Below are 23,899 nucleotides of genomic sequence, written 5' to 3'. Positions count from 1 at the left end.
AGCTTACGCTATGACAATGAAAAGCATTCGAAATGTCCTGCTGACTGCCACTCTGGCAGTCGCAGGAGTGTCCGCTGTTGCTCCCGTAGCAGTGGCTAAGGTTGTTCCTCTGGACAGGGTTGTCGCGATTGTCGATAACGATGTCATTATGGAAAGTGAGCTGGACAGCCGACTGAAGACAGTTCGCAGGCAGATTCAGGATCGCAGCACGGCTCTGCCTCCCGAACATGTGCTAAAACAGCAGGTTCTGGAACGCCTGATCATTGAAAATCTGCAACTGCAAATTGCCGATCGTGCCGGCGCCCGCATTGATGATAACTCTCTGAACGATGCCATTCGCAATATTGCTGGCCGTAATGGCATGACCTTGGAGCAGTTCCGGGACGCTCTGGCACAGGATGGTTTGTCTTATACCGAAGCTCGTGAGCAGATTCGCCGGGAAATGCTGATTAACCGTGTTCGTCAGCGCCGGGTTATGGAACGGGTTCAGGTGACTGACCGGGAGGTGGAAAACTTCCGCAAGTCTGAGGAAGGCCGCCAACAACTGGCTATTGAGTATCGTCTAGGCCACATCCTTGTATCCCTTCCTGAGGGGGCAACCCCTAACCAGATTGCCGCCGCCAGCAAAAAAGCTGAGGGAATCTACGAACAACTGAACAAAGGGGCAGACTTCGCTCAAACAGCAGTATCCCAATCCCAGGGCCAGAACGCACTGGAGGGTGGCGATATCGGCTGGAGAAAAGCAGATCAACTCCCAACCCTGTTTGCCGAAGTCGCTGTTGGCCTGAAGAAAGGCCAAGTATCTCGCCCTATTCGCAGCCCTAGTGGTTTCCACATTATCAAACTGAGCGACAGTCGTGGTAACGAGCAGATGCTGCAAGAGCAAGTGAAAGCTCGCCATATTCTGATCAAGCCCAACGAAGTTCGCAGTGATCTGGAAGCCCAGGAACTGGCTCGCAACCTGTACAGCCGTATTGAAAGCGGTGCCGACTTTTCCGAGCTGGCCAAAGCCTATTCAGATGACACAGGTTCTGCTCTGAATGGTGGTGACTTAGGGTGGGCAAATCCTGATGATATGGTACCAGCCTTCCGGGAACAGATGCGTACTGCGCCTGCCAATGTTGCCACCACTCCATTCAAGAGCCGGTTCGGCTGGCACATTCTGGAAGTTCAGGACAAGCGTAACGAAGATATCAGCGACCAGGTGCGCACGGCCCAGATTCGTGAAGTTCTTGGCCAGCGCAAGTTCCAGGAGGAACTGCAGGTATGGCTGCGCGAACTGCGGGATCAGGCTTACGTAGAAATTAAACTCTAGGTTTTTACTCTCCATGCAATCAAACCGGATTCCCCGGCTCGCCATCACCTCTGGCGAGCCAGCCGGTATCGGCCCCGACCTCTGCCTGATGCAGGCTGTTCACAGCCATGAGGCAGAGATTGTGGTGATAGCCGATCCAGATCTTCTGCAAGACCGGGCTAACCAGCTTAACCTTGATGTCACCATCAAACAGTTTTCACCAGGTAAGCCTCCCACTCCCAGCCGTCCCAATGAACTTCTGGTTCTTCCCAGTACTCTTCGGGAAAAAGTTGTTGCCGGGCAGCTGGATGCACGCAATGCAGCCTATGTGCTGAATATGCTGACAATAGCAGTTAATGGTTGCCAGAATGGTCAGTTTGACGCAATGGTGACCGCCCCGGTTCACAAGGGCATTATTAACGAATCAGGCATTCCTTTCTCAGGGCACACTGAATTGCTGGCTGAGCAAACGGAAACCCCAAGAGTTGTGATGATGCTGGCTACCGAGGGTTTACGGGTTGCATTAGTAACCACACACCTGCCACTGGCAAAAATTCCTGAAGCGATTACTGCTGAACTGCTGGAAGAGATCACCACAATTCTTCACAACGATCTGATAAACAAATTCGGCATAAATAACCCTCATATTCTTGTCTGCGGCCTGAACCCTCACGCAGGAGAAGATGGTCACCTTGGCCGGGAAGAGATTGAGATTATTGAACCAGCATTGAATCGCCTGCGCACCAAAGGTATGAATCTCTCTGGCCCCCTCCCGGCAGATACCATCTTTAACCCAGGAAAACTTGAAAATGCCGATGCGGTTCTGGCCATGTACCACGACCAGGGATTACCGGTGCTGAAATTCAAAGGTTTTGGCGAAGCCGTGAATATCACGCTCGGTTTGCCTATAATCCGCACATCAGTGGACCATGGCACAGCCCTCGATCTTGCTGGTACAGGCCTTGCCCATGCTGGCAGCCTGAACACTGCCATTGTCTATGCCCTTGATATGATCCGCGCTCAGTAGCACGGATCATTATCAAAAACCGCTATTTCATGAGTACAACGACTATCAACACCCAGGCTATTCCCCACAAAGCCCGCAAGCGCTTTGGTCAAAACTTTCTCCATGATCCGGGTGTGATTAATCGCATCATTCGCGCTATCGGCCCAAGAGCTGACGACCATATGATTGAAATTGGTCCGGGTCAGGGAGCACTGACAAACCAACTTCAGGCCACAGCAAAAAAAATGGATGTTGTGGAACTGGATCGGGATCTGATTCCCTTCCTGAAACTCCAGTTCGGGCTGAATGATAACTTCACTATCCACGAAGCCGATGCCCTGAATTTCGACTTTGCCAGCCTGCAGCAAAGTGATGAACAATTGCGTATTGTTGGCAACCTGCCTTACAACATCTCTACCCCGCTTATTTTCCACCTGGTTTCTTTTGCCAATATCGTGCAGGACATGCACTTTATGCTGCAGAAAGAAGTAGTAGATCGCATGGCTGCAGGCGCAGGCGAAAACAACTATGGCCGTCTCAGTGTCATGGTTCAGTACCACTGCAAGGTGGATTATGTTTTCCATGTTGGCCCCGGTGCTTTCAACCCTCCGCCGAAGGTCGACTCCGCTATTGTGCGCTTGACTCCTTACAAAGAGTTGCCACACCCCTGCAAAGACATTCGCCTGCTCGACAGGGTGGTGAAATCAGCTTTTGCCATGCGTAGAAAAACAGTCCGCAATGGTCTGAAAGGCTTGATCACCGGTGATGAGCTGAGTGAACTGGGTATTGACCCCGGCCTGCGTCCAGAACGAATAGCGCTTGAGTCCTTTGTAAAAATTGCGGATTATTTGGCAGATAAACAGCTATAACAGATTTTCAGGGACAAATATTGGAAAACCATCGCCTTATCGACGTACATGTCGAAACAGAGTTCCTTCCTGAACGCTCCTCCCCTGCAAAAAAACAGTATGCCTTTGCCTACCATATAACGGTTTCCAACAAGGGCGACCAAGGAGCAAAGCTACTGACACGACACTGGTTTATCATCGACGGTGATAAACACCAGCAGGAAGTTCAGGGCGATGGCGTTATCGGGCAGCAACCTCACATTCTGCCCGGTGACAGCTACTCTTACAGCAGTGGCTGTATTCTTTCTACACCCGTTGGCTGTATGCATGGTTCCTACCAGATGCTGGACGACACTGGAGAGTTCTTTGACGCAAGAATTCCTCTGTTCAGTCTACAGGTGCCCGGCTCAGTCAACTAGTTTCGATTTATAATTTCATGACTACATACGCCGTTGGCGATATACAGGGGTGCTATAGCGTTCTGCGCAGAGCTCTCGACACTGTTGATTTTGATGAGAGCAAAGACAAACTCTGGGTTGCCGGTGACATGGTGAACAGAGGCCCAGAAAATCTTGCCACTCTCCGCTACCTGAAAAGTCTGGGCAAACAGTGCATAGCCGTTCTGGGAAACCATGACCTGCATCTACTGGCCATTGCTGCCGGTGCCCGCACGCCCAAACGCAGCGATACCATTCAGGACGTTCTTGACGCACCAGATAGAGACGAACTAATTCATTGGGTGAAACACCGCCCCGTAGTGCATTACAGCGAGAAAAAATCCTGCCTGATGGTGCATGCTGGCATTCCTCCAATCTGGAGTGAGAAAAAAGCATTAAAAAGAGCGGCCGAGCTCGAAGAGGCTATCCGGGGCTCGAACAGTGATGAGTTCTTCCATCATATGTATGGCAATGAACCTAACATCTGGTCAAAAGGCCTTGAAGGGACAGATCGCCTGCGTGTAATCGCTAATTACTTCACCCGTATGCGTTTTTGCAATGCAAGAGCCGAGTTGGAACTCATCCAGAAGGGAGATCTTCCACCGCCAGGATTTGCTCCATGGTTTCTTCATGATCACAAGCACTCAAAAAAGACTACAGTAATATTTGGACACTGGGCCGCACTGGAAGGACGTGTTTTCGAAGATGGCTATGAAGCCCTTGATACCGGTTGCGTATGGGGAGGCAGTCTGACTGTGATGCGCATCAAAGACCGGGTCAGGTTTTCAGTGGACGCTGACAGGTAATTACCAGTAGTATTTCAGGAAAATACCTCCCGGTTTAACACTGGCAAAGAGCCATAAGACTAGTTATGGTCAGGCCCGGGTCGGAAAATTTAAGGACCGTTTTTCAGATGGCAGATAAGAACAATAAATCTTCAGTTTTTGCTTGGGAAGGCAAAGATAAAAACGGCCGCCCCACCAAAGGAGAAATATCCAGCAAGACCCTGGCTCTGGCAAAAGCAGAATTGCGGAAGCAGGGTGTCAACCCCACTAAAGTCCGCAAGAAAAGCGTATCCATCGGTGGCAAGGGCAAAAAGATCAAGCCCCTCGATATTGCCCTGTTCACACGCCAATTGGCTACTATGACTAAAGCCGGTGTTCCCATGCTTCAGGCATTTGAGATTACCGCCGAAGGTAGCGAAAAGCCTGCAATGAAAGACCTCGTTAATCAAATTAAAAACGATGTTGCAGGGGGAACGAACCTGGCAGACTCGTTGAGAAAACACCCTGTATATTTCGATGACCTTTATTGCAACCTTGTTAATGCTGGTGAACAGTCCGGAGCCTTGGAATCCCTGCTTGACAGAATTGCAACATATAAAGAAAAAACTGAAGCCCTGAAGTCGAAAATCAAAAAAGCGATGAATTACCCTATTGCCGTTGTTGCAGTCGCTTTCATCGTAACAGGTATTCTTCTTGTTAAAGTTGTCCCCCAGTTTGAGGAAGTGTTTGCCGGGTTTGGCGCTGAACTCCCTGCGTTTACCCAGATGGTTATTAATATCTCAGAAGTTATGCAGGAATGGTGGTATATAGTGATCCTGGCGCTTGTTGCTTTTATCTTTGCAATGAAGAAAGTACTGGCCAGCTCAGAGTCTGCTCGTAACAAAATGGACTTATTTATTCTCAAGCTCCCGGTTATCGGACCAATTGTTGATAAATCATCTATCGCACGTTTTGCACGTACACTCTCAACAACTTTTGCAGCCGGTGTCCCCCTTGTAGAAGCTCTAGATTCTGTAGCCGGTGCTGCCGGCAATGTACTTTACCGTGAAGCTACGGTGCGCATTAAGGAAGATATATCAACCGGCCAGCAACTCCAGTTCTCAATGCGTAATACCAATGTATTCCCAGCCCTTGCTGTGCAGATGGTAGGGATTGGTGAAGAATCCGGTGCTCTTGATGAAATGCTAGATAAAGTAGCCGGTTATTACGAAGATGAAGTTGACAACATGGTAGACGGATTAACCAGTCTGATGGAACCGATTATCATGGTAGTCTTGGGCACATTGGTTGGTGGTTTGATTATTGCCATGTACCTGCCAATCTTCCAGTTGGGCTCTGTTGTATAAGTCAAGAAATGTAAAAGCCCCGTGCTACTAGTAGAAACTGCAAACGTAGCTTTCAGATCAACTTTATCTACAACTATCCTGACACAGTGGGCGTGGTCAGGTAGAGGGTGGTTTAAAGTTGTTTTCCAGTATTTCCCAGAGTCTGAGTTATGTACTGTGAGTTATGTACTGATTGGTGTGTTGGCCAGTTATAAGATTATCGAGCAGGGGTTTGCCATTATTGCTTTAGTTATAGGAGTCGCTGGGATGTACATGTATTTATACGACGCCCGATTAAGTGAAGAGCAGAAGCAATGGACGCATGGTTGAGAATTATTATCATTTGCGGAAAATAAAGCCTGCTAAAAATGGCATTACTATTCAGCAAAATTTATAAGACAAGACCTATGAGTGATAAAAAAATTTCAGCCCAGCACGCACGAGAGTTTTTAAGAACAGAATACAGTGGTGTTCTATCTACCCAGTCTCGTGTGCTTGAAGGCTACCCTTTTGGTTCTGTTGTACCTTACTGTTTGGATGCGGATGGTTACCCCGTTATCCTGATCAGTACACTGGCGCAACATACCCGCAATATTGCCAGGAACACCAAGGTATCTCTGACAATTGCCCAGTCAGGCATGGATGATGTGCAAACCGGTGCCCGCCTGACTTGGGTAGGCGACGCTGAGCAGATAACTAATGAGGCCTCAATTAACCGTTATTACAGCTTTTTCCCTGAATCCCGCGGTTATCACAAAACACACGATTTCAGCTTCTATCGCATCGTCCCGGTAAGAAATCGTTATATTGGTGGTTTTGGTGATATTCACTGGCTGGAAAATGATTTGATTGCAGAAGCCAATCCTTTTGCCGGTAATGTGGAAGAGGGCGTAATCACTCATATGAATGAAGACCACAGTGATGCTATTCAAAAATACTGCCATCAGGCTAGTGTGGCTTTACCAGAAAGCGCGACACCAGAGATGGCTGGGGTTGATCCTTACGGATTTATGATTCGTATTGAAAAACGTCTGGTGCGTATTCCTTTCGAGCAGAAGGCGGAAAGCGCCGGAGATATTCGTCAGTTTCTGATAGCAATGGCAAAAGCTGCCTGAGTTAATTCTGTTACTGGGTTATCGTAAGCCGGCTTTTTAATCGGCTTGTTTAGAGCGAAACAGCTGGTGGCCGTGTATGAACTTCAGGGATTTATCAGAACAGGACATTCTTGATATTACGAATCCTATGATGGATAACCTGATGCAAGCTTCAACAGACGTAACTCATCATGCCCATGTTCGTGACTTTACCGGCAGGTTAAAGCGATAATGTTTCAGCCTACAGGAATGTATCGAATATCACTTTTCTGCATCCACTCCTTGAAAACAGAAGTTCCAGCGCCATATAACTCCCAGTAACTAATGTAGAGCGTTGTCTCTCACGGAGAAATAAAGTGCGCCTTGGTTTCTTTCTTCTGGTTCTGTTCCCGATTACAGAGCTGATGATTCTTATAAAAGTAGGTGGCCTGATCGGTGTGCTGCCTACTATAGCCCTGATCTTCTTCACGGCATCCGCTGGCTTGTTCCTGTTGCGCCAGGAAGGCTTCAGTACTCTAATGCGAGCCCAGCAGAAAATGTCTTCTGGCGAAGTTCCTGCAATGGAAATGATGGAAGGTCTGGTTATCGCTTTCTGCGGTGCCTTGCTGCTGGCTCCGGGCTTTATCAGCGACACTGTTGCGCTGTGTGGCCTGATCCCTCCTATACGCAGAAAGCTGATTCGACGAATGACTAGCAGCTCCCGTTTTCAGGTGTACACTTCTGGTGGCGTCGGCATGGGTGGACAATTTCGTGGCAATGATTTCCGGCAACCGTTTGCTCAACCCTCTTCGGATGATGCTATTGACGGGGAATTTCGAAGAGAAGAATGATTTTTTCGGCTAATTTGAATTTCGGGGGTTGAAATGCGAAATACCAGCCCCCACTCATGTCGAGCGGCCGTGTTCTTTTGCATGAATTTTCGCACAAGAAAACTTCTGTAACAGTCCTTAGGGCTGAATGCAGCGGCCAAAAACTTTTATCAGTGACTCGGTTTTTCCGGGTGCTGGGTACTACTGGGAATAACCGGTTTCAACCGGGAAATTAGCGTTTTCAAAAAAACAGCTGGAGAGATTATCAATGAAGCTCCGTCCTTTGCGTGATCAGGTGCTGGTGCGCCGCTTTGAAAGTGAAACGACTTCTTCCGGCGGTATCGTTCTGCCTGGCAAGGCTGAAAAAACCAACCGTGGTGAAGTTGTTGCTGCTGGTGCTGGCCGCATCGACAACAACGGCAATGTGGTTGAAATGGTTGTAAAGGTAGGTGACAAGGTCGTATTCGGCGGTTACCACAGCGACTCCAACACCATCAAAATTGATGGTGTTGAGCACGTGTTGATGTCTGAGTCTGACATTCTGGCCATTGTTGAAGGCGAATAACCCTTAACGAATACGTTAATGGTTTGTGCTACGACTTTTCACCTGATTTAAAGGAACATTGAGATGGCTGCAAAACAAGTTCTGTTTTCTGATGAAGCCCGTAACAAAATGCTGAAAGGCGTTAACGTTCTGGCTGACGCTGTGAAGGCGACTCTGGGGCCTAAAGGCCGTAACGTGCTGTTGGAGAAGTCCTTCGGCGCGCCAACCATTACCAAAGATGGTGTTTCTGTTGCTAAAGAAATCGAACTGAAAGACAAGTTCGAAAACATGGGTGCGCAGTTAGTTAAGGAAGTCGCTTCCCAGGCTAACGATCAGGCGGGTGATGGTACGACTACCGCGACTGTTCTGGCTCAGTCCATCGTTAACGAAGGCCTGAAGTACGTTGCTGCCGGCATGAATCCAATGGACCTGAAGCGCGGTATCGACAAAGCTGTTGCTGCTGTTGTGACTCAGCTGCAAGAAATGTCTGCCCCTTGTGCTGACAGCAAAGCTATTGCTCAGGTAGGTACTATCTCTGCCAACGCTGACGACACTGTTGGTGCGATCATTGCGGAAGCAATGGAAAAAGTTGGTAAGGAAGGCGTTATCACCGTTGAAGAAGGCAACAGCCTCGAAAACGAGTTGGACGTTGTAGAAGGCATGCAGTTCGATCGTGGCTACCTGTCTCCTTACTTCATCAACAACCAGGAAAGCATGTCTGCTGAACTGGAAAGCCCGTTCATCCTGCTGTTCGACAAGAAGATCTCCAACATCCGTGATCTGCTGCCGACTCTGGAAGCTGTAGCCAAGGCTGGTAAGCCTCTGCTGATCATCGCTGAAGATGTTGAAGGTGAAGCTTTGGCAACTCTGGTTGTTAACAACATGCGCGGTATCGTTAAGGTATCTGCTGTTAAGGCACCTGGTTTCGGTGACCGTCGCAAGGCCATGCTGCAGGACATCGCTGTTCTGACCGGTGGTACTGTGATCTCCGAAGAGATCGGTATGAGCCTGGAGAAAGTTACCCTGGACGATCTGGGTACTGCCAAGCGCATCGTGATCACCAAAGAAGACACGACTATTGTTGACGGTGCTGGTAACCAGTCCGACATCACTGCCCGTGTTGAGCAGGTTCGTGCCGAAATCGAGAACTCTACTTCCGATTACGACAAAGAAAAGCTGCAGGAACGTGTTGCCAAACTGGCCGGTGGTGTTGCCGTGATTAAGGTTGGTGCTGCTTCCGAACTGGAAATGAAAGAAAAGAAAGCCCGTGTTGAAGATGCTCTGCATGCAACTCGTGCTGCTGTTGAAGAAGGTGTTGTTGCCGGTGGTGGTGTTGCCCTGATCCGTGCACTGAACAACATCTCTGTTGAAGGAATCAATAAAGAGCAGGAAGCTGGTATTGCACTGGCTCTGAAAGCTCTGGAAGGTCCTATCCGTCAGATCGCTGCCAACTCCGGTGACGAAGCGTCTGTTGTTGTTGACAAGGTTAAGGCTGGTGAAGGTAACTTTGGTTACAACGCTGCGACTGGTGAATACGGCGACATGCTGGATATGGGTATCCTGGATCCAGCTAAAGTCACCCGTTCTGCACTGCAGGCGGCCGCTTCCGTTGCTGGCCTGATGATCACCACCGAAGCCATGGTTGCCGAGCTGCCAGACGACAAACCAGCTGCTGGTGCACCTGATATGGGCGGCATGGGCGGCATGGGCGGCATGGGTGGTATGGGCGGCATGATGTAATGCGACGAGAGTCGCGTAGGTAGCTGACCTACTAAAGCGGGCTACGTCCCCGAGGGTATGAAAATACCCTCACCCAAATCCGCTAAAAAATAAGCAGCATTTGATAAATCCGGTATCCGGATCACTCTCTGGATACCGGTCTTCTCGCAAGGGAAGTCCGTATTCAGGTATTGGGTGCAGGCCTAGTATCTCACGCCTCAGCGCGTATTGATGTTCATGCTGAAGGAATCGCATCTGTGGTTCTGACGTAGCAGGGATATTCGTGCCTATATCATGCTTACGGTTGGTTATACCTACCGGCGTAAGTCATTTCTGTGATTGTCTCACCGTTTGCTGTGATCTTTGATCTAATCGGTAGCGAGACCTGTTGTTTGGCCAACAGTAGCCTATGGATAGTGCATTGCTGGTAACGGCTTTGTGCGAAGCTTCCTGAAAATGTAGCCCCACTTTGTGGTGCATATCTGCTGTAAAGCAGTATGTAGAACCTGCGAGCAACACGCGGGGGAGGCGCTAGGCTGGATGGCAAGGTTAACGTATGTGAACTGCTGATAAACGTCGTCAGCCGCGACGAGCCTAAGTTGCTGATAGGCTTCAACCAAAAGGTGCGTAGTCGGTTATCCCTTTTACATCTGGGGATACGCCAGCATAACGACTACCGGCGGATAGGCAGAACCTAACCCATCAGTGTCATGGAAATGAAACTCGGTAAGCCCGAATCTCTGCCCAGTAGTAAGGGCAGGCTGATCGCAAGAAAAGCTGTTGGAGGTGCGGGTAAAGGAGAGCAGAGAAAGCGAATGCCGGTCTGTAATGGATCGGATAAGAGTTGAAACAGTACTCTGCCAAAAAGGGTGCAGACTTCTGCTTGGCCTCTCATCGCGAGAGAACTGTACAACCTTCGATACTGTCTGGAGTCATCCAGCAGTCATCAATATATCCCAATGGGGGACAGTACCCCATTGGGGTTGCTGTGCTCCGGCGTTTGGGTAAACCAAGGAGGACAGCAAGTGAGCGTACTTGTATCACAAGCGTCTGCGTCTTCCGCTTGTCCGGAGGGTTGGCACCAGATTAACTGGGAGTTAACCAATCGGCAGGTCAGGAGGGTGCAGCTTCGTATCGCGAAAGCAGCCAGAGCCAGAAACTGGCGCAGTGTGAAAGCATTACAACGGTTACTGGTTAACTCGTTTTCTGCCAGAGCTTTGGCAGTAAGACGGGTAACAGAAAATGCGGGTAAGAGAACTTCTGGAGTTGATGGAGTTCTTTGGAGTACGCCTAAGTCGAAATGGCAGGCCCTGCATTCGCTGAAGTGTCAAGGTTATAAACCGCGACCATTGAAGCGAGCATACATCCCGAAAGCTAACGGTAAACGCCGCCCGCTGGGTATTCCGACCATGAAGGACAGAGCTATGCAGGCGTTGTTTCTGCTGGCTTTGGAACCCGTGTCGGAAAGTTGTGCGGATCGAAACTCCTATGGTTTTCGCTCTGGGCGATCCACTGCTGATGCCATTGAGCAATGCTTCATTGTTCTCAGCCGTAGCAGCGCTCCAGAGTGGGTTTTGGAAGGGGATATAAAAGGGTGTTTTGACAATATCAATCATGAGTGGTTGCTTGACCATGTTCCTATGGACAAGCAGGTATTACGCAAGTGGTTGAAAGCAGGGCTCATTGAATCCCGGCAATTGTTCGCAACAGAAACGGGAACACCGCAAGGTGGCATTATCTCGCCTACGTTAGCGAATATCGCTTTGGACGGTTTGGAAAAGGAGTTGGAGGAAGCCTTTGGTAGATCCAACACCAAGAAGAGCTATAAGCACAAAGTGAATTATGTGAGGTATGCAGATGACTTCATTATCACAGGCATCTCGAAAGAGCTGCTTGGGGAGAAAGCCCTGCCTAAGGTCGTGCAGTTTATGAAGGGGAGAGGGCTTGCCCTGTCTCCGAAAAAAACTTTGGTAACACATATCTCAAGAGGGTTTGATTTTCTCGGGCAGAATGTACGTAAGTACAACGGCAAGATGTTGATAAAGCCATCAGATAAGAATGTGAAGGCACTCTTGGAGAAAGTTCGAGAGATCATTAAATCCAACAAAACTGTGCCGCAATACAGGTTAGTGCAGTTGCTCAACCTTGTTATCAGAGGTTGGGCAAACTACCACAGAGGTATAGTGGCGAAGGAAACCTTCAGCCGGGTAGATTTACAGATATGGAAAATGCTGTGGCAATGGGCGAGGCGCAGACACGCCAACCGTCGAAAGGGCTGGATTATGAAGAAGTATTTCCGGCGTGTAGGTGGTCGTAGTTGGACGTTCTGTGCAGCGTACCGCGATGCAGATGGTAATGGTGTATTGGCAGAGTTGCTGTATGCCAGTGATGTAGCGATTAAGCGACATGTGAAAATCAAGGGCAATGCCAACCCCTACGATCCCGAGTGGGAGCAATACTTCGAGGCCAGATGGCTGAAGAAGGTTAAAGAATCTCTGAAGTCTCGGGGGAAGCTGATCCGGCTCTGGTCGGAGCAGAAAGGGTTGTGTCCTTTATGTTGTGGAACGCTGGATCATGAATCAGGTTGGGATGTTCATCACATCATTGAGAGAACGAATGGTGGGACGGATGTGTTGTCCAATCTGGTTATGTTGCACCCGAATTGCCATCGGCAATTGCATTCTCAGGGTTGGAATATCAGTAAATAGTCGCTGAAACTGTACGGTTGTACAGTATTCGATGGATATAATGTGCTGATATTTGAATTTGCAGGTTTCGGGGCTGTTAACCCCGAATGTCACCGATTACAAGGTGGCTAAAGGGCGTGAGAACGGTAAAGCTCCAAGGCGCAGAGATATGCTGTGAAGGGGAGAGGCACAAGTTACATGTCTGCTGCTGGGTTACTTTCTAGAGGTAATTCAGCTACCGCTTTGCAGGCGGTATATAAGTAATCAGATATTCATATCTGGAGCTCCAGATCAAACAGAAGGGTATTACCATGAAATTTGATCTGAAAGTAGAGGTTAGGTTGGACGTTGCTGCTACCGTTAGAGCTATTGCAGTTCTTACAGGGGTAGGGATGCTCTAATACGCTTAATCTTGGAATAGCCGGGGCGTAAGCCCCGGAGATTCTTAACCTGCAAACCTGAGTTTTGAAAATTGAGCTTCTGGCTTGACCCTGGTCAGGCTTTGAGGGGCTTGAGCCGTATGCGGGGAAACTCGCACGTACGGTTCTTAGGGGAGGGGCTGCCAGTAATGGCAGTTCCTTACCCGACATCATCACCCCATAACTCTCAACTCTGCTGAATAAGAACTGCGCCCTGCTTTAAAGTAGAGCGCGGTTTTTTTATGCCCAAAGTTCTGGCGAAGCGTCTGTTTTCAGCTTAACTATTGGGAAATTTCAGTATGTGCTGAATCGCTGCGGTTGTTATGGGGGAGCAGTTATTTACGCAAAAATTGCCAATATTTTCGTATGTTTAGCAAGTATGGTCGTTGTGGGGTTATCAACGCCTGTTTTCGCTATGTTTGGTAAGTTTGATTTGCCAAGTCTGAGAAGTCTGGTGTCGTTTGATGAAACGATAGCAGTTTGGATTTCCGGAGATAGTAAAAGGCTATGCATGCAACGGAACTGGGAAGTTAAACCACACTGTAAGCTTATTTCATCTTTTTTTAGGGAGGAGGATGGCACTCCGTTAGATGAAGATTTTTTTTTATCGGAAGATGGCTATGAACTGACAGGAGCTTTGAGTGTACACCATTATAAAAAAATGACTTGGATATATATTGGTAGCAAAGAGCACTTATTTCAGCTGAAGTTTGAAGAAACTTTTGATCAGGCTGAAAAGTGTTGGTTGCCTAAATACCAGTATGCGCTCGAAAATGTATTAACTTCCAAGCCACGAGCTCATATCAATCACATCAAAGCCTACGATCAAAAATACAAATTAAGCAATACGTCTCCCACAAATCAGCCATGGGAGTTTAATTTGATTGTTAGTTATAAAGGGATAGGGGAGGTTAAAGATCGGATTGTTTTTTATGATTTTCGCGATCAGTTTGAAACAACTCAGGTGACTGAAATGATTTATGAAGAAACATTGGGCACCCAGTCACCTTTCAGGGGCATAGAAATGACCCCCCGTGGCTTGTATATCGCAACATCAACAAGTCTGTACTTCTTCAGACAGACAGAATCAGGTTTGGATCTTGGACTTGTTGCCAGTGCTTCCCTGAAGGAGTTTTTGGAATTTAACCAATATACGAAAAACGACATAGATATTCGCTCTATAACCTACAGCCCTAGCCCCGTGAGGAAACATGAAGGTTATCTTACAGTTTCAACAGATGCAGGGATTTTTATATCCGATTTGCATACCAATACCTGGCGTGATGGTAAAATGCAGGTGGGGGGCGATGGATCCAATACCTGTAATCCTTCATCCTATTTTGCCCGAGTGGAACACAGAGCTGGTGGCTCCTGCATATATTACCGTGCTGACGATAATTACTTTGACAAGCATGATTGGAGAGATGGGGTTGCTGAGGTAGGGATAATGCCAACATCCTTTACGCCATTGGGGTCTGTTTGGCCATCTCTTAACCCCAATGAATGGGAACGAGGTACGACCAGTGACATAGACGATGAGATTGTTGGGCCTATGGATGGTATTGGGCACGCACATTCACCGGCCCAGATACCTGTTCAGACTACTCAGTCTATTACCACTTCGCGACATCTCAATTTAGTATCCACAAAGCCTATCGTGAATCCTAAACGCAGTAAAAGTGAAACACTTTCTCATCCGAGCTCATATGTGTGGAACATTCATCGCGGTAATTATAGTGTGAGCCATAGTTGGCCTAATTCCGATAGTTTTCCGGGCACAACCAAATCCAAACAAGAAAGTGTGCAGCCTCTCTTATTCTTACCCTCTAATTCTGGCAGTGCAGACCAGCTACCACCTCCGTTTATGGAGGCGCATGGTAGTGGAGGCAAGTAATAGCGAGTGATTTATGCTGCAAAGACTGAAATTGCTCCTTTGCAGTAACCTTCATTCACAATAATTTTTGTCTGACTTCCTGGGCTTTTCAGGCCGACAATCTCCGAAAGATGAGCGGCAATCAGCTCGATAGTGGTGTCGGTGTCTACCAGATAACAGATCCTTTCAGGAACCTGGAGCTCAAAACGGCCCTGAATTGCAGTGTAAGAGAATGTCAGGTGAGTCAGCCCCTGAATATTTTTTGAGTCTTTCAGGTCTTCTCTGGTCGCCAGATAAATATCCGACCAGTCACTGGCGATCTGCTGTTCGAGATCAGAGCGTCTTTGGTCATCCACAAAGATTTTTATCTGAGAGCGGTGTCCGTGGGCTATACGCTGGCAGTCGCCTTTGTGTTTTTTTAAGCCGTGACTGTAGTGAAAATAGGGGCCTTCAATACTCTCTGGGTAGAGCTGCATCTCTATGCCTCGGACGTTATCCGGTAAGCCCGCAAGAACGTGTTGCTCAAGCAATGGACGAATAAGCTCTGGTGTTATTTCTGTAACCGGCAAGGGAAGGATCGCCTGGGATGGAGCTTTGCAGAAAACCTGGCCGCCTTTGATCAGGTTGAGGTGTGCTTCCCTCTCACCCTCGTGCTCCACAACCGAAATCTGTTCATGTCTGGCAGGCACAAGTAGTGCGTGATCAGCATAGGAGTCGATCATGGATTTGATTTCTTTTTTTACATGACCGAAGTCAAAAACCATTCCTTCATCATTTAACTCCCCTGTCAGTGCGACATCAACCAGCCAGGTTTCCCCGACAAGTCCTCGCTCAGGGCACAAGTAGGAAAAATCAATGGTGGTGAGTTGTTCGACGAATAATACACTCATTGTAAAACGTAGGTCAGCTTTATCTTTTTAATAGGAAAATCCAGTAGCGGGATTGTATGTCAGTTATCCGTATCTGGCGATATTTCTGTTGGAGAGAGATAAAGAGTTGTGAAAACAGGCATGTGATCTGAAATGTCCAGAGGGAGGTGCCTCACCCTATCGTCCCCAGAATTTATGTAATGAGGGTGGAAAATATAATCGATCAGCAGATCAAGATAATCCCGATTTAAATCGTAAGCGGTTAGCCAGCGTTTACCTTCTGCTCCGTGGATATCTTTCAGCTGTGGTATGCCATGAAAGTTTTTATAAAAAGGAGTAAGGGGGGATTTTTCGGAGTAAAAGGATTTTTGATTATCAGGCAACTTTGGATAGAAGCCTGGTGGGGTGAGATTAAAGTCTCCGGAGAGCATCCACAGGCGTCCCTCTTCTGTCAGCTGGGTTATCCGTTTAAGAAGTGCATGTATTTGTTCGTCCATCCTGCCCCGGCCAATAGAGGGGCAGTCCAGATGGGTATTAATTGTCGTAAATTGCCCTCCTTGAGAAAGAGTGAAGTTGGTTTCCAAAAGCGAGTGACGAGGATAGAAAGGGACCAGGATGCGGGTTCTTCTGGTTGCCGGGAGCAACTGTTTGCTGGCGCTTTTGATATGGAACCGGCTCATCGTGACCATGGCCATATCGACATTACCTGTAAGATATTTGCTAGGTATAAAGCGAGCCTTCCAATAGCTGGCGGAACTGTAACAGGGCAGAAAGTCTGATAGTTTTTCGTACAGCATGGCCAATTGATCACGGTGATGAGTTAGAGGGTGTGTTCTGTGAACTTCCTGTAATTGCAGAATGTCCGGATTTTCCTCTCGTATCACTTCGACGATGCGTTCCAGGTTACGATCAATATCTTCTGGTTTTAAAAGTGGCTGGTCAAAACCGGGAGTCCAGTAAGGGTAGTAAGCGCCTGCCAAAAACTGAATATTCCAGCTCATGACTTTAATGGGTTGTCCGGGAGATAGCTTTGGTACAGTGTCTGAACATTGTACGGGCAGCTGTTGATACGTCGGCGGGTTATCCCCGAGCAAGAAAGGTATAAGGGTAGAAAATGTGGCCGCTCCTGCAGGTATAAGTGCTAACACTAGCGCAAGGGTAGTGGCGAAACCTTTGCTGTGTTGTCCAGTTCTATCCATTCGGGATTTGTTCGGCATTTTTCAGGGTTTTTTTGTTTCTGGCCTCGAAGGATAGAACAGTTGTCGGCAAACAGAAGTAAACTCAGCAAAATCCATGAAAGTTGACAATTGCTTATTGAGTGCACGGTGTTTTTCATTCTATTCTGCACATCTTTCTATATAAGTCTCTATCTGCCGAGACAGGGTTTGAGAGGAATAAGAGTGAAACCAGTGCCAATGACTTCAGATGCCACTGTGACAGAGGAAGATCTCCAGTTTGATAAAGAGCATATCTGGCATCCTTACACATCTGTCACACATCCGATACCGGTATTCCCTGTAGAGTCGGCAGATGGTGTTCGTCTCACGCTGACAGACGGCACTGTGCTTGTAGATGGCATGGCATCCTGGTGGTCTGCTATTCATGGCTACAACCATCCTCAACTAAATGAAGCTGCCCAAGGCCAGTTACAGAACATGTCCCATGTTATGTTTGGTGGCTTAACACATAAGCCTGCTATTGAAGCCTCCCGTCGTCTCGTTGATCTGACTCCGGAACCTCTGCAAACAGTTTTTCTGGCAGACACAGGCTCCGTTGCGGTAGAGGTTTCTATCAAAATGGCTGTGCAGTACTGGCGCAGTCAGGGCAATGAACAGCGTCGCCAATTGTTAACGGTTCGCAATGGTTATCACGGAGACACCACCGGAGCCATGGCAATCTGCGATCCGTTGAATGGTATGCATTCCATGTTTCGTGGGGTGTTACTGGAACATGTTTTCGTAGAAGCGCCAGCCTGTGGTTTTCATGATGACTGGGATGAAAAATACATTTCTGAGTTTCATCAGGCTCTGAAAGACAATCATCAAGCGCTCGTTGGCGTTATTCTGGAACCCATAGTTCAGGGCGCTGGGGGCATGCGTTTTTATTCTCCCGTTTACTTGCGGCGGGTGAGGGAGCTGTGTGATGAATATGGTGTTCTTCTCATTCTTGATGAAATTGCCACAGGCTTTGGTCGCACCGGAAAAATGTTTGCCTGCGAACACGCTGATATTGTTCCGGACATTATGGCTGTAGGAAAAGGGATTGCTGGTGGTTATATGACCATGGCTGCAGTTATCTGCACTGAAGAAGTCAGCCATACCATCTGTAATAAGGGTGTTTTCATGCATGGACCAACCTTTATGGGGAACCCTCTTTCCTGCAGTGTGGCCTGTGCCAGCCTTGATATCCTTGCTACCGGCGAGTGGAAAAAACAGGTGGCCCGTATTGAAAAAGGGTTACTGGAAGGATTGCAGGCCTGTGCCGAAATGTCTGCTGTAGCTGATGTTCGTGTACTGGGTGCTATCGGTGTAGTTGAGCTGAAAGAACCTGTGGATATGCATACGCTGCAGCCAAGGATTGTGAAGGAAGGTATTTGGGTTCGCCCGTTCGGGAAATTGGTTTATGTACTTCCTCCCTACATTATGAGCGATGAAGATCTGGCATTTCTTTGCGCTGGTATCCGCACAATTGTTTATGAACTCTCGGATAATAATTCTGATCTTTCTGAAGCTGTTTGATTAACACCTTTTTCAAGTCAGAAGCAGAAGCCTCCCGTTCAATTGAGTGGGAGGTTAATTAAGTATCAGCTGTGTTTGTAGCAGCGACATCCCTGTCAACAATGCTGGTCACACAGGCGTCAGACCAGACATTAATGGCACTTTCCAGCATATCAATCAGCGCATAAACCGGAAGAATTACACCCATCAGTTCCAGGGGCACATTCATGGTGGCCAGCAGAGTACTGGCCAGCAGGAAGCAGCCCATGGGCACCCCTGCATTTCCTACTGCAGCAATAGTTGCAATCACAACCCATGCTGCCAGTTCTGCTGTTGAGAAAGTCATTCCACTTAAAGTGGATACGAATAACACGGTAATCAAAATGAAACCGGCGCAGGCATTCATATTAATGGTTGTGCACAGGGGAAAACTAAACCGTGCTATCCGAGAACTTATACCCAAACGTGTTTGTGCTGCATCCATGGCAGCTGGCAATGCAGCACTGGATGACTTGGCAAAGAATGCCACAGCCAGTGCCGGTAACATGCCACGGAAAGTCTGTGCCGGTGAAATACCTTTTGATGATAATAACAGTGGAAGTACAACGGTTGCCTGAACAATATTGGCCAGCAGGATGCAGGTGAAATAGAGTAGGAGGTGATTTCCAATACTGTCTTTGGAAATGCTTTCTATAAAACCGGTAACAAAGGCCCACACTGCCAGTGGAAGAAGCTTAAGGATACCGCTGGTAAGTTTCATGATGGCGCCGAAAAGGTCTTCAAACAGCACCTGTAAACGTTCACGCCGTTGTATGGGGAGGCTGAGAATAGCCAGACTCAATACCAGAGCCAGAAACAGAACACTGATGACTTGGCCTTCAGTAAAGGGGGTAATAAAGCTGGTGGGTACAATTTCAATAACATACTGCCAATAGCCGGTTTGAGTCTGTGGAGCATCTGCAATAGTTGAAACCTGTGGTGTGCTGATTTGCCCTGCCGGATTGATAGTCAGAAACAGTCCAAGCGCAATGGTCGCGGCAATCAATGTAGTCAGCAGTGTATAGCGGATCACTCGCCCTCCCAGAATACTTGCATCGTGAAGGCTGCCCATACCGGTAAGGGTGGAAAGTACCGAGAAGAAAATGATGGGAGTGCTGACCAGCTTAAGTAATCGGATAAACAATTCACCGATGACTTCTGCCGTGCCGTTGATGGCTGGAATATCCAGAAAACCAGTCAATATACCCAGCACGGCAGCCAGTAGTACAAGCGTGCCTGAATTAACAGGTAAGCGAAAACCGGTTGTTTTTTTTGTCACGTCTCTATCCCCCTGAACCTGGCCATCCTTGAATATTGTCTTTATTGAGACTTCCGGGTGGCTATGCTGGTTCAGCAAAGGTAGACGTTTTGTTATGCCATTCTAAGGTTGTTTTGCTATTTGCTTATGCGTTTTTTCTTTGAGAGCTCTGTACCTGCTGGTCAATGGATATCAAAACAGGCTGCACGGATTTCAAAGCCTTTCGAATGGTTAACAGAGGGTGGTTTTGTGTTTGGGTTTCGATTTTATCCAGCAGCACTTTTCTGTCTTGATCTCGAAGATGAACAAACAACTCGGGTAAATTTTTGCCCAGCTCATAGGCATAAAGTTCAAGTGCGCTGCTATCAAACTGCTTGTGCAGGCTAAGATAATCAATCGCACTTTTAGCGAGTAGTCCGGCAGCACCTTTGGTGTCAACAAGGCCAGTGAGGCGATCAGGGCTCTGTTGCTGGTCTTCCGGCAGGGTCAACCAGAATTCGACAGTCAGTTCAAACAAGACCGCCTGCTGGCGCAGAGAATGCTTCATCAGGCTGAGAGCTTCTCGGCCATAAGGTTGCTGTTTGGCCGAAAAATCAAAATAGAGACGCATCATTTCCCGTAAACTGAACAGAATGCGAGAGGCTTCTTCCCGGCGATAATCCAGGGACTGGTAAATATCCAGCTGGGGGCGAAAGTTCTCATCATTCACCATTCGCTCAAAAACAGCGCCGGTATGACTACCGCCACGCTTTGGAAGGGAGTCCGGTTGCGTTTCATCAATGGTTTTCAACGACTTCAGGGCAAGTCGGTAATCTGCGGAATTCCAGATTTTATTAACATCGGGGATTTTTTGGCCCAGATACCAAAGCTCGGCCGCTTTCAGCGAACCAGAGAGAGCCAAAAGGCAAAACAGTGACAGAAGCAGTAATAGCTTGTGCAGCCCCGGCAGTAGGAGAGTGAATTTGTTGTCCTGAATAATTGTCATGAGCCGCCTGCTTGTTATTATATTGTTGCAGAAAGATGTCGCAGCCATATTTACCAGTCTGACACACGGTGTCAGTCCGTAGCCAACGCCAACATACAACAACGATAAACGGTATGACAACGGATATCAGTCAAGTCAGCAGCTTTCCGCCCACAGATTTGGATATTGTGCAGCAGGTTTTTGATGCGCTGGGTGGTCGTGTTGTGCTTTCAGAAAGTGATCCGGCGATTGATATCATGTTGAAAGCCATACCGGTTTTTGTGTCCCGTGGTGTTGCCGGTACCAATGTTAATAACCTGATTGAAGTAGTTGGCGTGTCCCGAAGAACGTTTTACAAATATTACTCGGGTAAGGTTGATGTATTGGAAACCATCTACCGGGCTGGAGGGGAACTGTTTCTCTCAAGGGTCAATGAAATCGTAAAAGGTGCTGACAGTGTTTCTAGTCTTGTGGAAGAGGCTGTCGGGTTGTTCTTTCATTATCACACCAGTATTGGGTCGCTCATTTTGTTGTTGGAAGAAGAGGCCATGCGCTCCGACTCTCCCCTGGCTCCCCTGCGTCAAAGTGTTTATGACCGTATGGCTGCTGCATTACAAAATGGGGTGAACACAATTGCGGGTGATGCTCCCGACAAAATGGTGTTTTACACTCTGATCTGGTCCATGGAAGCAGCGTCTTTAAACTTGATGCGAGATCAGCGCTACAGCATTGATGATGTCAGCAAAGTGCGTCAGGTTGTCATCCATGTTGTGAAAAGCTCTCTCTCCTCCTGGTGCGTGCACGCCCCTAGCTAATCGTAATACATAGTCTGTCTTCAGATTGAGACTTCAAACAGGTTTGACGGGGTCTGCTACATTTTCTCCTTCCCAATTTGCGGCATAGGGACAGGTGAGAGCATGAGAGTCAGGCCTGCGTGGTTACGAATAGTCGTTCTGGCTTTTGTTATTCCTACCGCTTTCAGCGCTAGTGTTAGAGCAAGGTCTGATAACGGGGAAGTGGCCAACGGGGAAGTAAACAGGGTTTTTCTGATTCGTCATGCCCAGTCTCTGGGAAACCAGACTCAAAGCTACAGTACTCACCCAGCAAACCCCTCTTATTATCCTGCGCCGCTCACGGATAAGGGCAGGGAGCAGGCTAAGGCTTTGGGAACTGAGTTAACTGGAGCGGGGGTTGGTGAAAGGAATGTTGCCTTCATTATTTCCTCTCCACTGCCAAGAGCGATTCAAACAGCTCAGATTGTTGCAAAAGTTATTAATCTTCCTTCCGACCGTATTCTTATGGATGACCGGTTGATTGAACGAAACCTGGGGTTAAGAGATGGTCAGCCCTATAATAATTTTTCAGGGGATCACTGGTACCCGGACAACCCCGAATCTTTTGATGGTGAAACTTCTGAACAGATCAGGGCGCGGATGGTGGCAGTTTGGGAAAAAGCGGTCTCACTTTCAGAAAATGGTCATGTTCTGCTGGTCTCACATGGCCAGCCAATTCATAGTCTGACAGAAGCTCTAACAGGTGCCTCGCACCGTATTAACAATGCCCGGTATGTAGAGCTGTTCAGGGATGGAAGCAAGGTTAACTCCGACTGAGCTTTATATATCTGTTGTGGAGTTCGTCGAGCTGCTGATGAAGTTGTTCAATAGTGCCGCTGTTATCGATCAGGTCATCAGCGAAGCTTCGACGTTTTTCACGATTGGCCTGGGATTGGATGATGGCTTCAGCCTGCTCTCTGGATATATCGTCTCTCACTATAGTCCGTTCGATCTGTACCTCTTCGGCCACATCAATAACCAGAACTCGGTCGGCCATGGTGTTCTGTTTGGTTTCGAACAATAAAGGAGAAACCAGTACGGAATAAATTGATCCAGCCTGCTGGAGTTCCTGTTTTAACTGGTTGTTAATCAGCGGGTGCAGTAACTGTTCCAGCCAAACCTTTTCATTGGGGTCATTAAAAATAATATCCCGCAAGGCTCGCCGGTTCAGGTTGCCATCATCCAGTATCAGGTGCTGGCCAAAATGTTCGGCAATACTTTGCAATGCTGGGCGACCTGGTTCTACAACCACCCGGGATGCCTGGTCGGCATCAGCAATCACTATCCCTTTACTGGCTAGGTAATCGGTAACAGCCGTTTTGCCACACCCAATTCCACCTGTTACTCCAACAACAAACACAGTCAGAACTCCTATGGCATTGCCATCTGCATATAGCTGGAAATAATTTCATCGCCTTTAAACATGGCAATAAGACCGGCTGCCGCCAGATAGGGGCCGAAAGGGATAGGAATATTGCGATCTCGGCCACGGAAAATAATCATTGCGATGCCAATCACAGCACCAACAAGGGAAGACAACAAAATAATCAACGGGAGGAACTGCCAGCCCATCCAGGCACCGAGTGCTGCTAGAAGCTTAAAGTCACCAAAGCCCATACCTTCTTTGCCGGTGGTCAGTTTAAATAACCAGTACACGGACCATAAGGAAAGGTACCCTGCTGCCGCACCATAAACAGCATCCTCAAGAGTAGTAAACATTTCATTGGTATTGAGCAGTAGACCGAGCCAGAGTAAAGGCAGAGTCATGGAGTCTGGCAACAGCTGGTGGTCTACATCAATCATCGACATAGCCAGAAGCGACCAGCTCAACAGGCAGACCATAAAAGATTCCATGCCCGGGCCATAAACCATTGCGCTGAGCAGTGCCAGCAAACCCGCTGCTAACTCAATAATCGGGTAGCGAATGGAAATAGGGGTTTGGCAACCACTGCAACGACCACGGAGAAAGAGATAACTGATAACCGGAATGTTTTCCCAGGGGCGAATTTTATGTTCACATTTTGGGCAGGCTGAGGGAGGTACAAGAAGGTTAAAACGGGGAGACGTGTCTGGTACAGGTTCCGCATTTGTGTTGAGGACTACCTGGCATTCGTTTTTCCATTGCTTTTCCATCATGACCGGCAAACGGTAAATTACAACATTGAGAAAACTGCCAACCAGTAAACCGAGCACAGTAATAACCCAAATCCAGACAGTTGGATCACTCAGTAATGTTACAATTTCGGCCACAAGGGATGTCCTTATTTTATTTTGCTTCCGCCCTTCAAGGCGATTTCGTGTATTGAGTATAAATGTTTGGTTATGGCATTCACAGGGTCCATTCTTTCAGGTTGAGGACTCCATTCTTTCAGGTTGAGG

At 47.9% G+C, this 23,899-nt stretch carries 22 protein-coding genes; 16 read left to right on the top strand and 6 right to left on the bottom strand.

The annotated features are described in order from the left end of the window. The first annotated feature begins 10 nt into the window (after window positions 1-10). From QMA35_RS12940 to QMA35_RS12880, 13 genes are all read left to right on the top strand, one after another. Window positions 11-1,315, top strand: a complete 1,305-nt coding sequence (locus QMA35_RS12940) for a peptidylprolyl isomerase (protein WP_281647571.1) — start codon at window positions 11-13, stop codon at window positions 1,313-1,315. A 13-nt stretch (window positions 1,316-1,328) separates the two neighbouring features. Beyond that, a complete protein-coding gene (gene pdxA / locus QMA35_RS12935) occupies window positions 1,329-2,321 on the top strand; it encodes a 4-hydroxythreonine-4-phosphate dehydrogenase PdxA (RefSeq protein WP_281647570.1) in 993 nt (330 codons plus the stop codon). 29 nt (window positions 2,322-2,350) lie between these two features. Then, window positions 2,351-3,169 carry a 16S rRNA (adenine(1518)-N(6)/adenine(1519)-N(6))-dimethyltransferase RsmA gene (gene rsmA, locus QMA35_RS12930; RefSeq protein ID WP_281647569.1) on the top strand — a complete coding sequence of 273 codons (819 nt, stop codon included), beginning with the start codon at window positions 2,351-2,353 and terminating at the stop codon, window positions 3,167-3,169. Window positions 3,170-3,189: 20 nt separating this feature from the next. Then, window positions 3,190-3,567: a Co2+/Mg2+ efflux protein ApaG gene (gene apaG, locus QMA35_RS12925; protein WP_281647568.1), complete on the top strand. Its 378-nt coding sequence runs from the start codon at window positions 3,190-3,192 to the stop codon at window positions 3,565-3,567. A gap of 17 nt (window positions 3,568-3,584) precedes the next feature. Further along, window positions 3,585-4,391, top strand: a complete 807-nt coding sequence (locus tag QMA35_RS12920; protein WP_281647567.1) for a symmetrical bis(5'-nucleosyl)-tetraphosphatase — start codon at window positions 3,585-3,587, stop codon at window positions 4,389-4,391. Between the two features lie 107 nt (window positions 4,392-4,498). After that, window positions 4,499-5,716: a type II secretion system F family protein gene (locus QMA35_RS12915; protein ID WP_281647566.1), complete on the top strand. Its 1,218-nt coding sequence runs from the start codon at window positions 4,499-4,501 to the stop codon at window positions 5,714-5,716. A gap of 386 nt (window positions 5,717-6,102) precedes the next feature. Next, entirely contained in the window at window positions 6,103-6,810 is a 708-nt protein-coding gene (locus QMA35_RS12910; RefSeq protein ID WP_281647565.1) for a DUF2470 domain-containing protein, read from the top strand. Between the two features lie 76 nt (window positions 6,811-6,886). Then, a complete protein-coding gene (locus tag QMA35_RS12905; protein ID WP_281647564.1) occupies window positions 6,887-7,021 on the top strand; it encodes a hypothetical protein in 135 nt (44 codons plus the stop codon). Window positions 7,022-7,145: 124 nt separating this feature from the next. After that, complete coding sequence (locus QMA35_RS12900) at window positions 7,146-7,619, top strand: FxsA family protein (RefSeq protein ID WP_281647563.1); 474 nt, start codon at window positions 7,146-7,148, stop codon at window positions 7,617-7,619. 247 nt (window positions 7,620-7,866) lie between these two features. Beyond that, on the top strand, window positions 7,867-8,163 hold the full coding sequence (locus QMA35_RS12895; RefSeq protein WP_281647562.1) for a co-chaperone GroES: 297 nt from the start codon (window positions 7,867-7,869) through the stop codon (window positions 8,161-8,163). A gap of 63 nt (window positions 8,164-8,226) precedes the next feature. Next, the gene (gene groL / locus QMA35_RS12890) at window positions 8,227-9,882 is read left to right on the top strand and encodes a chaperonin GroEL (RefSeq protein WP_281647561.1); all 1,656 of its coding nucleotides are present in this window, start codon (window positions 8,227-8,229) and stop codon (window positions 9,880-9,882) included. 1,004 nt (window positions 9,883-10,886) lie between these two features. Then, complete coding sequence (gene ltrA, locus QMA35_RS12885) at window positions 10,887-12,569, top strand: group II intron reverse transcriptase/maturase (RefSeq protein ID WP_281647560.1); 1,683 nt, start codon at window positions 10,887-10,889, stop codon at window positions 12,567-12,569. Between the two features lie 699 nt (window positions 12,570-13,268). Beyond that, on the top strand, window positions 13,269-14,861 hold the full coding sequence (locus QMA35_RS12880; RefSeq protein WP_281647559.1) for a hypothetical protein: 1,593 nt from the start codon (window positions 13,269-13,271) through the stop codon (window positions 14,859-14,861). An 11-nt stretch (window positions 14,862-14,872) separates the two neighbouring features. On the opposite strand, the gene QMA35_RS12875 is transcribed toward QMA35_RS12880, so the two are convergent. Both QMA35_RS12875 and QMA35_RS12870 read right to left on the bottom strand, forming a co-directional pair. Next, entirely contained in the window at window positions 14,873-15,730 is an 858-nt protein-coding gene (locus tag QMA35_RS12875; protein ID WP_281647558.1) for a 6-carboxytetrahydropterin synthase, read from the bottom strand. Window positions 15,731-15,789: 59 nt separating this feature from the next. After that, entirely contained in the window at window positions 15,790-16,908 is a 1,119-nt protein-coding gene (locus QMA35_RS12870) for an endonuclease/exonuclease/phosphatase family protein (protein ID WP_281647557.1), read from the bottom strand. A 216-nt stretch (window positions 16,909-17,124) separates the two neighbouring features. Here QMA35_RS12870 and bioA point away from each other — a divergent pair, with 216 nt between their 5' ends. Beyond that, window positions 17,125-18,447 carry an adenosylmethionine--8-amino-7-oxononanoate transaminase gene (gene bioA, locus QMA35_RS12865; protein WP_281647581.1) on the top strand — a complete coding sequence of 441 codons (1,323 nt, stop codon included), beginning with the start codon at window positions 17,125-17,127 and terminating at the stop codon, window positions 18,445-18,447. Window positions 18,448-18,505: 58 nt separating this feature from the next. Here the strand turns inward: bioA and QMA35_RS12860 are convergent, their stop codons facing one another. After that, window positions 18,506-19,744: a dicarboxylate/amino acid:cation symporter gene (locus QMA35_RS12860; RefSeq protein WP_281647556.1), complete on the bottom strand. Its 1,239-nt coding sequence runs from the start codon at window positions 19,742-19,744 to the stop codon at window positions 18,506-18,508. 124 nt (window positions 19,745-19,868) lie between these two features. Continuing rightward, complete coding sequence (locus QMA35_RS12855; protein WP_281647555.1) at window positions 19,869-20,708, bottom strand: hypothetical protein; 840 nt, start codon at window positions 20,706-20,708, stop codon at window positions 19,869-19,871. Window positions 20,709-20,821: 113 nt separating this feature from the next. On the opposite strand from QMA35_RS12855, the gene QMA35_RS12850 reads away from it, so the two are divergent. Beyond that, window positions 20,822-21,502, top strand: coding sequence for a TetR/AcrR family transcriptional regulator (locus tag QMA35_RS12850; protein WP_281647554.1), 681 nt, complete (start codon window positions 20,822-20,824; stop codon window positions 21,500-21,502). A 102-nt stretch (window positions 21,503-21,604) separates the two neighbouring features. Beyond that, complete coding sequence (locus QMA35_RS12845) at window positions 21,605-22,297, top strand: histidine phosphatase family protein (protein WP_281647553.1); 693 nt, start codon at window positions 21,605-21,607, stop codon at window positions 22,295-22,297. Here the strand turns inward: QMA35_RS12845 and coaE are convergent. Then, window positions 22,284-22,880, bottom strand: a complete 597-nt coding sequence (gene coaE / locus QMA35_RS12840) for a dephospho-CoA kinase (protein WP_281647552.1) — start codon at window positions 22,878-22,880, stop codon at window positions 22,284-22,286. The two genes, QMA35_RS12845 and coaE, sit on opposite strands and share 14 nt — an antisense overlap. A gap of 11 nt (window positions 22,881-22,891) precedes the next feature. Next, the gene (locus QMA35_RS12835) at window positions 22,892-23,770 is read right to left on the bottom strand and encodes an A24 family peptidase (protein WP_348650943.1); all 879 of its coding nucleotides are present in this window, start codon (window positions 23,768-23,770) and stop codon (window positions 22,892-22,894) included. Window positions 23,771-23,899: the final 129 nt, after the last annotated feature.

It is taken from the genome of Parendozoicomonas sp. Alg238-R29 (genome assembly GCF_947331445.1).
Classification (GTDB): Bacteria; Pseudomonadota; Gammaproteobacteria; order Pseudomonadales; family Endozoicomonadaceae; genus Sansalvadorimonas.
This window is presented reverse-complemented; position numbering and strand designations above follow the sequence as displayed.

What these genes read in the sequence shown, in the direction of transcription:
- QMA35_RS12920 (WP_281647567.1), top strand. Translation starts at nt 3,585, where the DNA reads ATGACTACATACGCCGTTGGCGATATACAGGGGTGCTATAGCGTTCTG.
- QMA35_RS12850 (WP_281647554.1), top strand. Translation starts at nt 20,822, where the DNA reads ATGACAACGGATATCAGTCAAGTCAGCAGCTTTCCGCCCACAGATTTG.
- QMA35_RS12915 (WP_281647566.1), top strand. Translation starts at nt 4,499, where the DNA reads ATGGCAGATAAGAACAATAAATCTTCAGTTTTTGCTTGGGAAGGCAAA.
- pdxA (WP_281647570.1), top strand. Translation starts at nt 1,329, where the DNA reads ATGCAATCAAACCGGATTCCCCGGCTCGCCATCACCTCTGGCGAGCCA.
- QMA35_RS12940 (WP_281647571.1), top strand. Translation starts at nt 11, where the DNA reads ATGACAATGAAAAGCATTCGAAATGTCCTGCTGACTGCCACTCTGGCA.
- QMA35_RS12910 (WP_281647565.1), top strand. Translation starts at nt 6,103, where the DNA reads ATGAGTGATAAAAAAATTTCAGCCCAGCACGCACGAGAGTTTTTAAGA.
- QMA35_RS12875 (WP_281647558.1), bottom strand. Translation starts at nt 15,730, where the DNA reads ATGAGTGTATTATTCGTCGAACAACTCACCACCATTGATTTTTCCTAC.
- QMA35_RS12855 (WP_281647555.1), bottom strand. Translation starts at nt 20,708, where the DNA reads ATGACAATTATTCAGGACAACAAATTCACTCTCCTACTGCCGGGGCTG.
- rsmA (WP_281647569.1), top strand. Translation starts at nt 2,351, where the DNA reads ATGAGTACAACGACTATCAACACCCAGGCTATTCCCCACAAAGCCCGC.
- groL (WP_281647561.1), top strand. Translation starts at nt 8,227, where the DNA reads ATGGCTGCAAAACAAGTTCTGTTTTCTGATGAAGCCCGTAACAAAATG.
- QMA35_RS12845 (WP_281647553.1), top strand. Translation starts at nt 21,605, where the DNA reads ATGAGAGTCAGGCCTGCGTGGTTACGAATAGTCGTTCTGGCTTTTGTT.
- bioA (WP_281647581.1), top strand. Translation starts at nt 17,125, where the DNA reads ATGACTTCAGATGCCACTGTGACAGAGGAAGATCTCCAGTTTGATAAA.
- QMA35_RS12870 (WP_281647557.1), bottom strand. Translation starts at nt 16,908, where the DNA reads ATGGATAGAACTGGACAACACAGCAAAGGTTTCGCCACTACCCTTGCG.
- QMA35_RS12905 (WP_281647564.1), top strand. Translation starts at nt 6,887, where the DNA reads ATGAACTTCAGGGATTTATCAGAACAGGACATTCTTGATATTACGAAT.
- QMA35_RS12895 (WP_281647562.1), top strand. Translation starts at nt 7,867, where the DNA reads ATGAAGCTCCGTCCTTTGCGTGATCAGGTGCTGGTGCGCCGCTTTGAA.